7 protein-coding genes are annotated in these 15880 nt (G+C 54.5%); all 7 read right to left on the bottom strand.

Annotated elements, in window-relative coordinates; all coding sequences use genetic code 11:
• Positions 1-43 precede the first annotated feature (43 nt).
• The 7 genes from O59_RS21215 to O59_RS19915 all read right to left on the bottom strand — a co-directional run bounded on the left by O59_RS21215 (position 44) and on the right by O59_RS19915 (position 15875).
• Entirely contained in the window at positions 44-5146 is a 5103-nt protein-coding gene (locus O59_RS21215; protein WP_198284841.1) for a GH32 C-terminal domain-containing protein, read from the bottom strand.
• 192 nt (positions 5147-5338) lie between these two features.
• Entirely contained in the window at positions 5339-6166 is an 828-nt protein-coding gene (locus O59_RS19890; RefSeq protein ID WP_157152671.1) for a hypothetical protein, read from the bottom strand.
• Between the two features lie 148 nt (positions 6167-6314).
• Positions 6315-8633: a GH32 C-terminal domain-containing protein gene (locus O59_RS19895; RefSeq protein WP_007645990.1), complete on the bottom strand. Its 2319-nt coding sequence runs from the start codon at positions 8631-8633 to the stop codon at positions 6315-6317.
• Between the two features lie 76 nt (positions 8634-8709).
• Positions 8710-11787 (bottom strand): hypothetical protein, encoded by a 3078-nt coding sequence (locus O59_RS21220; protein ID WP_157152672.1) that lies wholly within the window; start codon positions 11785-11787, stop codon positions 8710-8712.
• A gap of 17 nt (positions 11788-11804) precedes the next feature.
• Positions 11805-14633 carry a TonB-dependent receptor domain-containing protein gene (locus tag O59_RS19905; RefSeq protein WP_007645994.1) on the bottom strand — a complete coding sequence of 943 codons (2829 nt, stop codon included), beginning with the start codon at positions 14631-14633 and terminating at the stop codon, positions 11805-11807.
• 36 nt (positions 14634-14669) lie between these two features.
• Positions 14670-14807, bottom strand: a complete 138-nt coding sequence (locus O59_RS19910) for a hypothetical protein (RefSeq protein WP_157152673.1) — start codon at positions 14805-14807, stop codon at positions 14670-14672.
• Positions 14808-14939: 132 nt separating this feature from the next.
• Positions 14940-15875, bottom strand: a complete 936-nt coding sequence (locus O59_RS19915; RefSeq protein ID WP_007645997.1) for a carbohydrate kinase — start codon at positions 15873-15875, stop codon at positions 14940-14942.
• Positions 15876-15880 lie beyond the last annotated feature (5 nt).

Consider the following 15880-nt stretch of genomic DNA (forward strand, 5'->3'; position numbering starts at 1 on the left):
AAGCCCGCTGCCGAAGCGCGCGGGCAATAGGCTAAAACACGGGTTAATTCATTTGCGGAATCCGCACATAATCCAGATTCAAGTGGCCCCAACCGCCAGTACTGTTATCAGTCACGCGCAGGTAAACCTTGCGCCCGATGTAGAGGCTAGCGTCCAGCGTGCGCTCACTTAGTGCTTCCGAATCGCTACCGCTGATTTTTACCAGCACCTGATTAGTCAGGCTGTCCACCACAGCTACCGGCAGCAGTTCAAGGTTATTGCCACCGCCGAGCAGCATGGCCAACACACCATTGCCGCCCAGAGTGAAATGGGGGGTGCGCAGCTCTCCCGTTTGGCTATCACCACCTTCTTTAAAGCCCCACAAGTGGTAGCTGCCGTGACGATTAAAGCTGTAACACTCCACCCAGTAGCAGCTATCACTCGTGACATCACCAGCACTGAAGGCATTGCCGGTAACGGTCCAACCGGACAGATCGCCCGACTCAAAGTCATACACCGCTTGGCTATAGCTGCTGCCGGTTGGAATGCGCAGGTCGTCGAGGTTGATATGACCAAAGGCGCCAGTCGCACTGTCGACCAGACTCACCTTCAGGGTTTCGCCGAGATGGGCTGAGGCATCCAGCGCCACCTCGGAATAACCTTCGCTGTTATTGCCGGTCACCTTGAGCAACACCTGATTATCGCTGGCGCGTATAACAGCCAAATAGAGGTTGGCGAGGTCGTTACCGCCGGAGAGCTTGGCGCGAATGACACCATCGCCGCCCAGAGTAAATGTTTGAGTAGTGATACTGCCAGTCAGTTCATCACCACCAGACTGGAAGCTCCACAGGTGTTTGGCGCCCTGCTGGTTAAACGGATAGCCGTCCCAATAACTGGTAGCACTGCTGATGTCGGCGCTGGAAAAAGCTGTGCCTGTGATTGTCCAACCGTCCAGAGTGCCCGCTTCAAAGTCGTACACCAGCTGCCCACCAATTGCGGCTAAACGCTCGGGAATACGCACATAGTCAAGATTGAGGTGACCAAAACTACCGACGCTGTTGTCCACCACTTTTAGCTGCAGTAATTGGCCCTTGTGAGCGGATACATCCAGCGTGCGCTCCTCATACCCCTCGCTGCTATTGCCGGTGATGCGCGCCAATTCCGCCCCATCACTCACTCGCACAACCGCGACATAGAGGTTGTTGATATCGTTGCCGCCGGCCAGCAGCAGCCGCACTATGCCGTCACCTGAAAGAACGAAAGGTGCACTGGTAAGGCTGCCGGTATCGGCATCGCCACCACTTAGATGACCCCAGAGATGTTTCGCGCCCTGCTGGTTAAATGGGTTGCTGCCCCAGTAGGTTGTGGCAGTGCTGATATCGGCGGTAGAGAAAGCAGTGCCGGTTACTGTCCAGCCATCCAGATTACCGGCTTCAAAATCGTAGACGCGGGTTACTGCTGCCGGGTAAACCTGCACACTGGCCGTGGCGGTGTAACTGCCATCGACCGTGGTGGCAGTGATAGTGGCGCGACCTGCACTCTGTGCCACCACCTCACCATTGTTGACAGTGGCGACCGCGGTGTTGGAGCTAGCCCAGGTCACCGCTTTATTACAGGCGGTAATGGGAGCCACGGTGGCACTGAAGCTGATGGTTTGCCCTACTTCCACCTGACGCACCGACGGTGTCAGGCTCACACTGGTGGCAGCGGTGCTGATGCTGGTGGGAATAGCGCCATGTTGGTTGTCAGCGACCGGGATGCGCAGATCGTCGATATTAATATGCCCCCAACCGCCGCTGGTATTGTCTACCACCCGGAAATAGAGGATCTGCCCTATGTGGTCTTTGGCGTCCAGCAAACGCGTGCGATAAGTCTCGGTATTGGTGCCGGTGCCGCGATACAACTCCTGCCCGGTACAAGCATTAACCAGGGCGACATAGAGGTTGTCGAGGATCTTGCCCCCGGCAATTGAATAGCGGATCTGACCATCACCTTCCAGTACAAAAGGGCCGGTGCGCATAGTACCTTGTGCGGCATCGCCACCACTATCTACTCCCCAAAAGTGGTAGCTGCCCTGATGATTAAAAGCCCCGCCCCACCAACTGGTAGCATCACTTACACCCAGATTGGTAAAGGCATCGCCGGTGGCAAACCAACCACTGAGGTCGCCTGACTCAAAGTCATAGCGCAGCAGACCACTATTGGCCACAAAGGTCACACCGGAGTTGGCACTGACAGGCGCGCCGTGGAGTTGGGCGTCGCTATTCACCAGGGCAGCGGGCGCGATGCTCACAGTCAGGTTGGTGATATTGGTGTCGTAGTCCAGCGCGGTTCCGGTCAGGATCAGACGCACAGTATCTGCATCTACCCACTGCAAGCTGTAACCCAAGCCGGCAGGCAGGTTGCTGATGGTCCAGTGCGCGCTATTGAGCGGCGAGACGAATTGGTTGTTACTGAGATGCACCAAAATACTTTTGGTACTTTCAGTGCCTTCCGTCAAGCTGCCTTCGGCCTGCAAGGTGATGCCAGTAACTGTTTCAACCACTGCAGTGAGGCGCCCCCCCGTGGCACGAAGCTGGCTCACATTCGGGCCGTTTTGCACCTGATTGGCCGCCACCTGTAATACCAACCCCGTGATGTCCGTGTCGTAATCCACACTGGAATTTCCACTCAGGGTGAGGCGCGCCAAAGTATCGCTAATACGGCTCACACTGCCCAAAGTCACGCCAGCGGGCAGGCCACTCAGGCTCCAATTACTGCTATTCAGGCTATTCGCAAACTGGTTGTTAAACAGCTGTACATCAATAGTCGCGCCATTTTCGGCATGCTCAACCACTGCCGTTGGCGTTTTCAGCTGCAGCTTGGTATCTGACGTGGTATCGGCAGAATTGAGTTGGTAGACATCCACCTGCGTGAATTGGGTGGTGCCACCGGCTGAGTAAAGGGCGATTTGGGTGCTGTCGCTGCGCGCCGGGTAAATGCGATTTTCAAACACCGCCTTGTCGTTGATAAAAACGGTCACCACCGAGCGGTCGACAAACACCTGCCATTTTTGCGGCACACCAAACGCTGCCTCGTCGTAGGCGCCGGTATAAAGGTTGGACTCCTCCATACCGGAGCGATTGGTGGAATGGGTTTTGTCGATGACAAGATTATCGCCATCGTAATAAATGCGGGTGTACTCATCGCGGTCAGGCGAGGCGGCAATGACCAAACCATAACTGCTGCCAACTTGTGCCAGATTGACCTGGGCGATGATCTCCACCTGATTACCACTGGCGGACAGGGTTGTCTCACTGCTCACGTTTTGATTGGTCACAGTAGTCGGGCTGCCATTGCGCAGCGTTGTGAGTGCAGCAACCGGCTTCTGACCTAAGGTCTGACCGTCACTCAACAGGTTCCACACTCGTGGTAGACCAAAGGTATGCGCCCAACCCAATTGGTTTTGCAGCTCGGAATTAGTGCGTTCATCCACTATGCCAATCGCCACCAGGTCACCATTGGCTGCGCGGGTAATAGTGGGCGACAAATGGCCATGAATCACATCCAGATTTTTCGGTTGGTGGTAGTCGGGAGTGAACTGCCCTGCACCATTGGCCGCATTGGGATTCCAGGTGCCGGTCCAGTAAACACTGCGCACATAGGGCGCGGTATTTTTTTGCATATCGCCGCCGATGGGGCTGACCACCAACACATACTTGGCCTGACCATTGTGGGTGCCGATGTATTCAAATACCGGCATTTCCCAAATATTGGAGCCAATATTCATGCTGGAAAAAGCCACCGAGCTAAAGGGCGCACTAGCCCGCACCCAATTACCACTGTCCAGATTGCTTGTGGTGTAGTGCTCCAAGCCCGCATTTTTAGGGCCTGCCAAATCTGCACCGATGATCATGTGCCAAAGGTTGTCCTGCTTCCACACATAGGGGTCGCGGATATCGTCTATGCCACCGGGGTTGGGCAGGTTTTTATCCATCACCCCGCCCTTATGCTGCCAGTGTTCAAAGTTATTGCCGCTTTCCGTACTGAATGACCAAGCAACACCCGGATCAAAATCGCCGTCGTAGTTGACCGTGGTGTAGTAAGCGTGCGCCTTGTTGTTATCGATCACCACATTGCCTGACCAAATGCCTTTGGAACCCAGACCATAAATCCCGTCGCGGTTTTGCATGGGGTAGATGGCATCTTTCAGATCGTGCCAATGCACCAGATCGTCGCTCACCATATGACCCCAATGCATCATCCACTTATAGGGGCCATTGGGTGTGCGCTGGTAAAACATGTGGTACTGATTGTTGTAGCGCACCAACCCATGCGGCTCATTGGTCCAATTGGCCTTGGGCATGGCGTGATAACGCGGGCGCAGTATGTCGTCCACAAAACGGGTATCGGGTACGTCGATGGAGTCGCGCCAGGGGGTATCGCGGCCAGCCAGGTATTCAGCCTGAAAATCGCCCGCACTGGGCAGGCTGTTGTAAACGCGGGTACTGTCGTAAGCAGCGTTGATGGCATTCACTTCAAACACCCCGTCCATCTGTACTTGATCGCTGCGACCGATAGTGAGCGGTGTAGAGGGTGAAAGGGTGAGGTTGCCCGATGCAAATTGCTGCTGCGCGATCTGGCTACCATCGAGGTAAAGCGTTACCACACCGTTATTAACCGTGGCAGCCACATGGCTCCACTCGTAGAGCGGAAACAGTGCCGGAGCATTCAGCCTGCGCAGGTTGCCGGCAATGTTGACATCAAACCACCACTCGCCATAAGTGTTCATGCCCAGGCGAAAACCGTTGCCGCTGGCAAACTGGTGCAACAGCGCCGAGTCGCGGTGATCGCCTTCTTTGGTTGAGGGGTAGGACTCCAACGCAATCCAGGTACTCAGCGCAAACTGGTTAGTCACTGCCGCGCCGCCACTGGGGGCAAAGGGGCCAGTTACCCAGGTGGAGTAGCCGTCAGTGCGCAGCGCCTTGCCGCTCACTCCCGGAACCCGCTCGGGTGAGTTCTGGTTGGTGTAACTGTTAACGGTAAAGTCGCTGCCGCCAGCGCTGTTAATTACCTGGGCGCTGCTATTGGACTCTTCGTAATTCAGCGCCACCAAAGGCGCTGCTGCCATTGCCGACTCCAGGGTAATCAGGGCTGCTGCCGCTGTGCTCCAGAGTGATTGTCTCATTATTATTTTCATCATTTGCTCCGCGCTATTGCGCCATTACTGTGGTTGAGGCTGAGGGCGAAAAACGTCTATATCCCAGACGCGCCGCCAGTCCGACTCCCTTACAAAATGAATATCGTTAGATATTTCCTCGCAAAAAAATAATTAGGTTACTGCTTCACTACATTCAGTGTTAGTCGGGGCTATGTGGTACTACTTGGTACTACACACCGGGTTTGCCAATGGAATTAAGCGGCCATTGAAATGGTTGATCGCGCTGCGTGCCTGCCGCAGCGCGGGCACGCTGTTAAAGAGCGCGTCGGCACTGCCATCTGCTTGCGCCAAAGCGAGGCCGATTGACAGCCGGTCGCCCAGGCGATGATTATTTTTGTTCACAAAAAACTTTACCGGCTGGCAATAGTGGAGCAGCAGATTGTCAGCCAGGGTTAACTGCCCATTGGCAAAACTGGTCAAGTCGTATTCGTACTCGTGCAGACCGCGCGCGAGATAATCAAAGCGCCTCACCGCTAACATTTTTGCCAGTAAATCCAACCGGGTACCCGCCACTTGCGGCAATTGGTTGTAGGCAAAAATATCCTTGTCCGACCACTGCGCGCCCACCCCGCTTTTGAACTGCCGCAAATCGGTAATGCTGGTGATAGCCGCAAATTCTGCAGTGTCCGCCTTCCGAATAATTAATCGGCGATAACCATTTATGCCGCGAAAAATATCGTGATCTATGCTGCGCATTTCGCGCTCGCGCTGACCTGTCACCGTTGACCACATTACATCGATTCCCTGATGCGTAATCAGCATGGCGCGCAGCCGATCTGAGGAGTGCATATCATCCGCATACTGCACCTGAAAACCGCCATAAATAAATTCAGTTTTGGCCAGCGCCAATGCCAGCAGCGCTTCCGGGTAATAGCTGGGTGCATCAACCCCCGGCGCACCGGCGCGAGGTATTTTTATCACCCAAGGTTCTGCCAACACCGGGGTACAGCAGAGCAGAACCATTAGAAAAAAAGTGAAATATCGCATCAACTATGCGCCCCCTTGATTACCTGAGCTGCCCGAAAAAAGGGCCGCGCAAGCGCGGCCAAGTTCAGGGTCTTACAACAACGAGGGATCACACAAAACAAACTTAGGGACTGTTTGTTACTTACTACTTACCAGGCACGGCAGAGTATTACTGCAGTGCAATGGCTTTTAACGACCAATAATCCAGTGCACTAAAGGTTGCTGTGCCTTGCGCCGCAAACAAGTTAATGCCATGGCTGTCAGCCTTGGTGGGATAGCTACGGAAGCTGAAGGCAGCCGCATCGTTAATAAATACATCCACCACCGAACCGTCGATAAACACATGGAATTTGGTGGGTTTACCAAAGGCCGCTTCATCGTAATTTTCCACTAACAAGGTTTTGTCTTCTTCGTTGGTAGTGGTGCTGTTGCGTTTATCCAACACGATACGTTTGCCAATCGCGTCGTAATAAACCCGCGTGTATTCGGAGCGGTCGGCGTTGGCCAATACTTCAAAACCGTAGCGCTCGGCCGTGCTGTTAGGATCCAGCGTGAGTACAAACTCCAGTTGGCGGCCAGTGGCACCGGTAGCGGTCACGTCAGCAGTGGACAGGTTGGCAACAGAGGTTGGCGTAGCCGCGGTGCGCAGACTGGTCAAATACTCGCTCGGGCGCTGACCAAGCGTGGCGTTATCCGGCAACAAGTACCATTCCCGCGCCAAACTAAAGGTGTGTGCCCAGCCGGCATCTAACTGCGCTTGCGAGCCGCGGCGCTCATCCACAATACCAATCGCCGTCAGCACACCATCTTCATTGCGTTCAACGGTGGGCGACAGATGGCCGCGTACCAAATCGAGTTTTTTCGGCTGAATGTAGTCCGGCGTGAATACACCATTCGCCCAGGTACCCATCCAATAGAGGCCACGCGTCGGGTTGTTGTTGTCGTATTTACTTACCGCGCCACCCACCGGATTGACCACCAGAATGTGCTTACCATTGCCGATAGGCTCAAATACCGGCAGCTCCCAAACCTCGGAACCCACATCCATATTGGCGTAGCTCACGCTGCTAAAGGTTGGCTTGTAGGTCCAATCCAACAGATTGGTGGAGGTGTAATAGGCCAAGCCGCCTTTCCCCTGCACCTTGGCGCCGATCAACATGTGCCAGGTACCATTTTCCTCCCATAAATAGGGGTCACGGAAATCCTGTACTTGATCGCTATCGATCAAGGGTTCCTGCTTTTCCCAAGTCAGGAAGTTTTCCGTGTCGCTGGTTGCCAGAGCGATGCCGGGGTTGAAATCCCCCGAGTGGTTAACATTGGTGTAAAAGGCATAAGCCTTGCCGTTGCTGACTACCACATCACCTGCCCAGATACCCTTCATGTCAAAACCACTGGTGCTGCCTTGATCCAGCGTGGGATAGAGCGCATCGGGCAGTACGGTCCAATTTACAAAATCTTCACTCACCATATGGCCCCAATGGGATTGGGTTTTGAACGGGCCGTTAGGTGTGCGCTGGTAAAACATGTGCAGTTGGTTACCGTTGCGCACCAAACCGTGAGGCTCATTGGTCCAACCTGCCGGTGGCATGGCGTGGAATTTGGGGCGCTGCAAGTCATTGGCAAAACGGCTAGCAGGCGTTTTGATGGCGGCATCGCTATCGGCGCTGCTGCCCGCTTGATAGGTGGCTAAAAGTGCGGTGCTGGTGAGCGGATAATCGTAAACACGGGTGTCATCAAAGGCGCCGTTGATACCGTTCAGCAGGAAAATACCATCCACGATATCGGTATGGCTTTTACCCACGCGCAAGGGGCGTTCGGCCAGTTGCAGGGTCTGGTTTTTGCTGATGTTACTACTGGCAACCAGCACACCATTGAGCAGCAGGCTGACCTTGCCCTGCACACTGTCCACCACTGCCGCCACATGGGTCCAGGCGTTAAGCGGGAAGCGCTCGTTGGCTTTGAGCGTGACCAGAGTTCCACCCACATTAATCCGGAAGCTGTATTCACCCCAGGTGTTGATATCCAGAGTAAAACCTTTGCTGCCATCAAACTGGGAAACCAGGGCTGAGGGTTTGTGCTGGTCGTAAGGTAGTTCGCGATCCGAGGGATAAGACTCCAAAGCTACCCAGGTTTCTACCGTCAGGTTTTTGGGATTCGCCAGACTAAAATTGGCATCGAGGAAGGTAGAGAAGCCATCGGTACGCAGCGCATTGCCATTGACACCCGCCACTCGCTCGGCATTGTTGAATTGGTTTTGAATAACAACCGCAGCGTCGCTCACCTGCTCCTCGGTATTACCGGAAGGCTCATCATAAGCGAGATGAAATACCAAGCTGCCGGTTGCCACTGGCGGTTGCTCTGGCTCATTGGTTGATTTGGGGGAGGGCCCTACTTCGCCCAGTTTGCAGCCCGCGAGCGTCAAGCTGGCGATAAGCGATACCAACAGAGCGTGTTTCTGCAGGCGATGTTGTGAAGCAAATGTTTTCATGATGTGACCTATAGCAAATGGTGCGGACAAACAACCTGACGGTAACTAACCGTCAGGTTCCGGGGTTGGCAGCCCACTAGGGCAACTGCGCGACAACACTGCTCATATGCAGATGATCGAAACTCAGGAAGCCACAACCACCGGCCTCGTTGTCGTAAATCTCAACATAGAGGCTCTCACCCACATTGGCGCTCAGGTCAAGGGTTACCCAATCATCATCGCCATCGATATGTGATGGACCACAGCTGTTAGGGCTATAGGCTGCCACTTCGCTGTCATCGCTGACGCGTTTCACACGCACACCCACCGGTGCAGTGCCATTACCACCCGCCAGCAACATATTCAGCTTGGTGCGCGCGGCATCCACGGTGAACGCCGGTGAGGTCAGTGTGCCGGTAGGTGCATCGCAGCCCTCGGCATTGCCGTTCATTTCACAGGTGCTCACTGCGCCACCGCCTACACCGGCCGCCGCGGTATTGCCCGCGCGGGTAGTGCCTTGCCAGGCGTCAGGCGTAGCAGGGTTGGCAAAGGCGCCGGTAACAATCCAACCAGCATCCAGCGTGGCTTGGGCGTCATCAAAGTTGCCCAGTACCTGCTCAAACGCGTCGCTCGGCAGCGTGACATTGCGGGTTGCGGTTGGGTCTACCACTTCGCCATCATCAGTGGCCGCCGGGTCATAGGCCTCACCATTGGTCATGTGCACATGGTCAAAGCTGACAAATCCACAACCGCCGGGCTCGTTATCAAAAATCTCGACTTTGATTTCAGTCCCAACGTAGGCCGTCAGATCCAGTGTTACCCAGTCTTCATCGCCAGAAATATGTGAGGGACCACAGCTGTTTGGAGTGTGTTTCACCAACTCGGCATTATCCGCCGCGTTTAATACCCGCAAACCGACCGGAGCGCTGCCATTACCGCCGCCCATCATGAAGGCGAGCAAAGGTTGTTCGGCAGTGACGGTGAAGGCAGGCGATGTCAGGGTGCCCACAGGCGCATCACATCCTTCCGCGTTGTTGTTGAGTTCACAGGTACTCACTGCACCCGCACCGACGCGGGCTGATTCTGCAAAGCGGGTGGTGCCAACCCAGGCAGTGGCTTCCACTGAAGCGGCAAAGGATCCAGTCGCTACCCAGCCGGCATCCAGAGTGGATTGGGGAGAGTCAAAACGGCCAATCACATTGCTGTCCGAGTCGGCATAAGGCAGTGCGGTGCGGAAGGACAGGTTAGCCAGCGTTTCGTCGGTCAGGGTTACTACACCACCACTGATCATTGGATTCGGCAGTACACCGTCATTGCTGGCAGGGTCGCGTTCGGTTTGATACAGGTGATCAAAACTCACAAAACCACAGCCGCCGGCCTCTTCATCAAACAACTGGAAGCGCACGCTGGCATTGCGGATGGCGCTCATATCAACCGATGTCCAATCGAAATTGTCATCGATATAAGACGGGCCACAGGAGTTGGGGGAGTAGCTGTGCAGCACATTGCCGATGCTATCCATAATGCGCAGGCCGACCGGCGCTGAACCGCTACCACCGCCCATCAGGAAATACAGGAAGTCTTGCACTACAGTAGTCGCTGGTGAGGTGAGAGTACCGGTAGGTGCATCGCAGCCTTCCGCGTTGTCGTTAATTTCACAGGTGCTCACCGCACCTTCGCCCACGCGGGCAGCGGCGTCAAAGCGGGTAGTACCCTGCCACGCAGTAGCGCTCGCCGGATTGGCAAACGCACCGGTGCCGATCCAACCTGACTCCAACATCGCCAGCGCCGAGTTAAAGTTGCCTACCACTTGGCCTTCGGTAAAGGCATCAGCGGCTACAGACACATTAAACGCCTGGAACTCTTCAGGGATATTGGCAATACCACCCACCACCGGCGTTACGGTTTCACCATCCTCATTGAGGAAGCTGGCATTGCCGCTTTGATAGACGTGATCCACCGCGATAAAACCGCAGGGTGCCGTAGAGCGATCCGCCACCCGCACTTTGACTTCCTGACCCAGAATGGCACTCACGTCCACTTTGAACCAGTCGTTATCGCCATCGATAAAGTTCTTGTCGCAGGTTTTCGGGGTAAAGCTCACCAACACTTCATCGGTCGCGGCACGCAGCACTTCAATCGCCACTTCCTCGTTGTCCGCAGAACCACCCGCCGCCAACAGATAGAGATAATTTTGGGTCACGGTAAACGCCGGCGATGTCACTGTCCCCTGCAGCGAAGCACAACCGCCCGCAAAGGTGCTACAGCTGGAGAAAGCGCGATCGCCAATACGAGCAGACTCTTTGGCAATACTGGCGCCCTGCCAGGCACCTGCGACTTGTGGATTGGCAAAATCGCCTGTCGCCGACCATCCGAAACCGCCAAAGTCAGTACTGGTTGCCATTTTCACAGCATCATCAAAGTTGCCAATAATGTTGGAGATACCATCTTCCGGCAGGGTTACACCCACACCCGAGGTAGGCTCACCCGCGCTGGCAGCCGTTTGGCCAAATGCACTGTTACTTTGATAAAAATGGTCAAAGGCGACAAAACCACAGCCCGCCGTTTCATTGTCAAAAATATACAGCTGCACTGATTGGCCTTTGAGTGCGCGCACATCAAAGTGGAACCAATCGTCGTTGCCACCCAATACCGGCTTGCTGCAGGTATTGGGCTGGAATTGCAGCAGTACGGTTTCAGTACCCGCCAAGCGCACCTGCACACCCACTGGTGTAGCACCGCCGGTCATCAGGAAGTTGATAAAGTCATTATTAATAGTAAAGGCCGGGGTCAGCATGCTGCCAATATTGCTATCGCAATCGCTGCCGTTGATTTCACAGGTGCTCACTGCCACCTTGCCGATACGTGCCCCTTCCAGCTTGGCAGTAAGGACATTCCAATCCTTACCTTCTGCAAACTGGCCAGTAACCACCCAGCCATTGGCCGGGTTCTGGATAAAGTCGGCATCTTCAAAGTCAGCGATTACATTGGCCGGGTTAAAGAGCAGCGGGTCGCTATTGGTCACCTTAAACAGGGTTTCGGAATTGCCCTGTTGCGGTTCCACATAACCGGTAAATTCAAAACCGGCACCACCGGCGTCACCGCCACAGGAGACCAGCGCACCGGAAACGGCTAACAGCGCGGTCAATTGCATAAGTCTGGATGTTGTTTTCATTATTCGTCCTCTCGACATCAGAATTCGTAAGTCAAACTGAGTTTGATTGTGCGACCCATCAGCGGGCGCCCCAAGGCGATATTGCGATCCCCTTCCTGCGTAACCACATTCACATCCAGGTTGCCGCCTTCGGTCAAAACCGCTTCATTGGTAAGGTTAGTGACGTGCATTTGGGCGCTGAACTGCTCGTTGATTTGCCCCATTACACCCGCTTCGAAGTACCAGTAATCGGGGTAGATAATCAGGTTGTCATCCTCGCCAAAACGCTCACCCAAATACTGGGCCGCGCCATATACCGTGACAGGTAAACCGGTGAGCGACTCCAGGTCGTAACTGGGGCGAATGTTGGTCATCAGGCGCGCAAAACGACGCGGGATATTGCCGTCGATACCCGATTCAATGGTGCGGTAACCGGTGGTCACAAATACCCCATCAACCTCTTCGGTGATGGGTTCCACAATCGGCACATTGCCACCGGAGTATTGAGGGTCTTGCCAGGTCACTGTGGTGCTCAAGGTAAAGCCCGGTACCAGATCGGGGCGCCAATTCGTTTCCAGCTCAACCCCGATGTTCTCGGTACCACGGCGGGAAATACCCTGAATAGTGCGGCATTCGTTTAAATCGATGAGATTGCCATCGGTTACCTGACAAGCAGGGTCTTCGATATCTTTGTATTCATGGTTGTTGCCGGTGGCGCGGAATTGATTCCAGAAGACGGTGACAAAGGCGTCAAAGGTGTCGCCCATAAACTTCACCCCACCTTCGAGCTGATCGATGGTTTGAATCGGGTCAGCCGAGGTGCGATCTGCCCAAATAACTTCCGAGCGCGGCATACGGAAAGATTCGGACACACGCCCGAAGATGGCGATGTTATCCAGCAACCTGAAGTTGGCGCCAAGGGTCCAGCCATTTTGGTTGAACTCGATTTCACGCGCCTGTACCCGCCCGGACAAACCCACCACACTGTTGTCCGCCAGAGTGTCCGAGGTGCTGCCCACCTCCACATCCGCCGGAGTGATGTCTGAACCGGTATCAGCAAAAAAGTAGTTGCTGTCAATGTTGAGCTGGTGCCAGCGGGCGCCCAGGTTGACATCCAAACGATCAGTTATCGCCCAATCGTCGTTGATGTAAAAAGCAAATGCCTGGTGCTTGTCATCCACCTTGAGAAAGGTATTTACGTGGCGATAAATGCCGTAGTCAGTCAGTGACGGGCCGATTTGCGCGCCGGATGCGTTGGTTGCCACCAAATCGAGTTTGCGTGGGCTGCCGGTCACATCGGTAATCATTTCGGTGATGGTCAGCTGGGTTCCCAGATCGTAATTACTGAAATAGGTACCAAAGGTCAGGTTGTGTTCACCCAACAAATCAAATGAGGTGTGCAGGCGCAGATCGTCCACAAACATCTCGGCTTCCACTTCCGCTAACCACAGGGTTTGGAAGGCCACATAGGGAGAGTTGGTCAAATCCAGCGGCGAGCCGTCGTCGGCATACTGCAGGGCAAAATTGCTATAACTGCGGTAGCGATTGGTGAACTCGGTGAGGTTGGCCGCATTGAGGTTATCGCCACAATTGTTTTCATCCACCCCGAAGTAAGACAAATAGACTGAACCCAAATCACACTGCTGGGCGGCGGTGTAGGCGCGGTTGGCAACATCATTGCGCTCACGGTCAGCCGTAAACTGTTCAGCCTTTACCGGCGTACCGGCGAAGATGGCGTTAAAACCACTGACGCCAGCGGTTTTACGCATGTTGTTTTCGATTTTCCAGGTGTCGAAATCGCGGCTGAACTTCAAGGTCCAAGTATCGAAACTCGGGTTGATGCCGTTGGCCAGATCGTAATCGCGATCGCCCTGCGCCGTTTTAATGGTGCCGGTACGCAAATCATTGGACGCAAGCGTGCCATTTGCCAGATCTATGCCCAGATCCTGAATGTTGTCCACCCGCGCCGGATTGTCCACCGTGGGGCGTTCTTCGACGCGCGGAATGGTGAAGGGAACGTTTTGATAGAAGATGGTTTTGTCGCGCAGCATATGTGCGTGCAACTCCACCTTGGTCAGCTCATCGTCACTGGTCCACACCAGGTTGCCACGCATCTGGCCGCCATCATTACCGGTATAACCTGGGTCGCGCACGCCATCAGACACGCGGTAGAAACCGCCCACGGCAAAGGTCAAACGGTCGGTCAGTGGACCGGAGACAAAAAAGTCGTTGCGCAAGTGCCCCCAATCGCCCACTTCCACTTTCACTGCGCCTTCGTATTCTTCACCACCGGTGCGGGTAATAAAGTTGGCCGCGCCGCCAAGGGCGTGCGAGTAGAGCACAGCAGATGGGCCACCGCGTACTGCTTCCACTGACTTGGTCATCAAATCGGCACGGATAAACACATCGTTATTCATAAAGCCGATTTCCGGCTCTTCGTACATGGGCAGTCCATCCACCAACAGGGGTAAAAACTTGAACCCGCCGGAGGATGGAATACCGCGTACGTTGGCGTTGTTGCTCGCCTCACCGGCGGTGCCACCCTCGGTGAAAATACCAGGCACTTCGCCAAGCAGGTCGGCGGTGCTTTGCGGTGCTATTTCCTTCATCTGCTCCTGGCTGATGGTGGTGATGCCAAAGGAGGCTTCAAACTTGGTCATCTGACCGCCACCCGCCGTACCGGTAACAATGATTTCTTCCAATTGAAGGCCTTGATCCTCAGCCTTTTCTTGTTTGCTAACAGATTTTTCCGCCGCGACCGAATCTTGTGCCGATTCAGTGACAACCTGAGCTGAAACCATTGTGGGCAGCAGTAAGCTACTCCCCTGAATCAAGAGCATCGCAGTGAGAATTTTATTTATTTTCATAATCTTCCTACCCTACCAAGGCCATAATGACCAACGTTAGACATTTCCAGATAAACCAATACGACCGAACTTTACTTTTCTCTCTATTGGTTTTGCCGACTCGCTTAATATCACTAATAGATCTTTCAACAAGAGTGGTGCAGTTGATAAAAATTTTTGACCATCGATAGACATAATAATATTCCATCGTTTCATTGCAAGTTTTTTATCCTCTGCCATTGAAATGGAACAGGCAAAACAACACTACCGTTACTCTTCTACTCATATACAAGTGTAATGTTTCGTTTTGCCCAACCTTCCTCTTCGCTAGAGATGACAGCGGCCATTGATTAGGGCCTCAATCTCCGCCATGGATGGCGGCTGGCAACCGGCGCGAGTCACGTTAATCGCCGCTGCCGCACAGCCAAGCTGCAATGCACCGCGCAGTAGTGACTCATCGGCCCAATCCAGACGCGACTTGGTCACTGCATACATCCGCGCGATAAAAGCGCCGTAGAAGGTATCGCCAGCACCAATGGTGTCCTGCACACGGCTCACGGGATAGGCAGGCACCCTAAACTGCTGACCGCCCACGCATGCCGTGGCACCCTCATCGCCGCGGGTAAAAATGAGCAACGAACCGGCAAAGTAGCGCTCGATCACCGGTTTTATATCGCCGATATCAAGCCCGAGCAGCGCCAGGTCCTCATCACTGGCCTTAATCACATCTGCCAGTGGCAGCAAGGCAAGAATTTTCCGGCGATACTCCTGCTGGTCGCGCACAACACCGGGGCGCAAGTTGATATCAAGGCTGATCACGATGCCGCGCGCACGCAGCTGCTCCAGCAGCGACGCTACCCGGTCAATTACGTCGGGCACCAACATCAGCGATCCGGTATGAAAAATGCGGGTTTCTGCGGGAATCTGCGCCAGCACACCGGCCACGGTAAAGTCAGTATCGGCAATGCCTTCGCGATAAAGACTGTAGCGTGGCTGCCCATTGTCATAGGCGACCAAAGCGAGCGAGGTTGGCAGCGGTGAGCGGTTGGCGGGATCAAATGCAATAGCCTGCAAGCGCATTTCATCCAGCATGCGCGCACCAAGGGCATCGCTGGAAATGGGGGACACGTAACGTACTGGTGCGCCCAACCGCGCCAAACAGCGCGCGAAGTTAAAGGGGGAACCACCCACTTTGGGGTCGTACAAGCCCTGTTCGGTAGGTACTAAATCCGCAATCGCCTCGCCCAGTACACAGATAGTCATAGCCG

This window comes from Cellvibrio sp. BR (assembly GCF_000263355.1).
Taxonomy (GTDB): Bacteria; Pseudomonadota; Gammaproteobacteria; order Pseudomonadales; family Cellvibrionaceae; genus Cellvibrio.

Bases quoted from the DNA above. Each gene is read 5' to 3' on its own strand.
- O59_RS21215 (WP_198284841.1), bottom strand. From the start codon at position 5,146: ATGAGACAATCACTCTGGAGCACAGCGGCAGCAGCCCTGATTACCCTG.
- O59_RS19890 (WP_157152671.1), bottom strand. From the start codon at position 6,166: ATGCGATATTTCACTTTTTTTCTAATGGTTCTGCTCTGCTGTACCCCG.
- O59_RS19895 (WP_007645990.1), bottom strand. From the start codon at position 8,633: ATGAAAACATTTGCTTCACAACATCGCCTGCAGAAACACGCTCTGTTG.
- O59_RS21220 (WP_157152672.1), bottom strand. From the start codon at position 11,787: ATGAAAACAACATCCAGACTTATGCAATTGACCGCGCTGTTAGCCGTT.
- O59_RS19905 (WP_007645994.1), bottom strand. From the start codon at position 14,633: ATGAAAATAAATAAAATTCTCACTGCGATGCTCTTGATTCAGGGGAGT.
- O59_RS19910 (WP_157152673.1), bottom strand. From the start codon at position 14,807: ATGTCTATCGATGGTCAAAAATTTTTATCAACTGCACCACTCTTGTTG.
- O59_RS19915 (WP_007645997.1), bottom strand. From the start codon at position 15,875: ATGACTATCTGTGTACTGGGCGAGGCGATTGCGGATTTAGTACCTACC.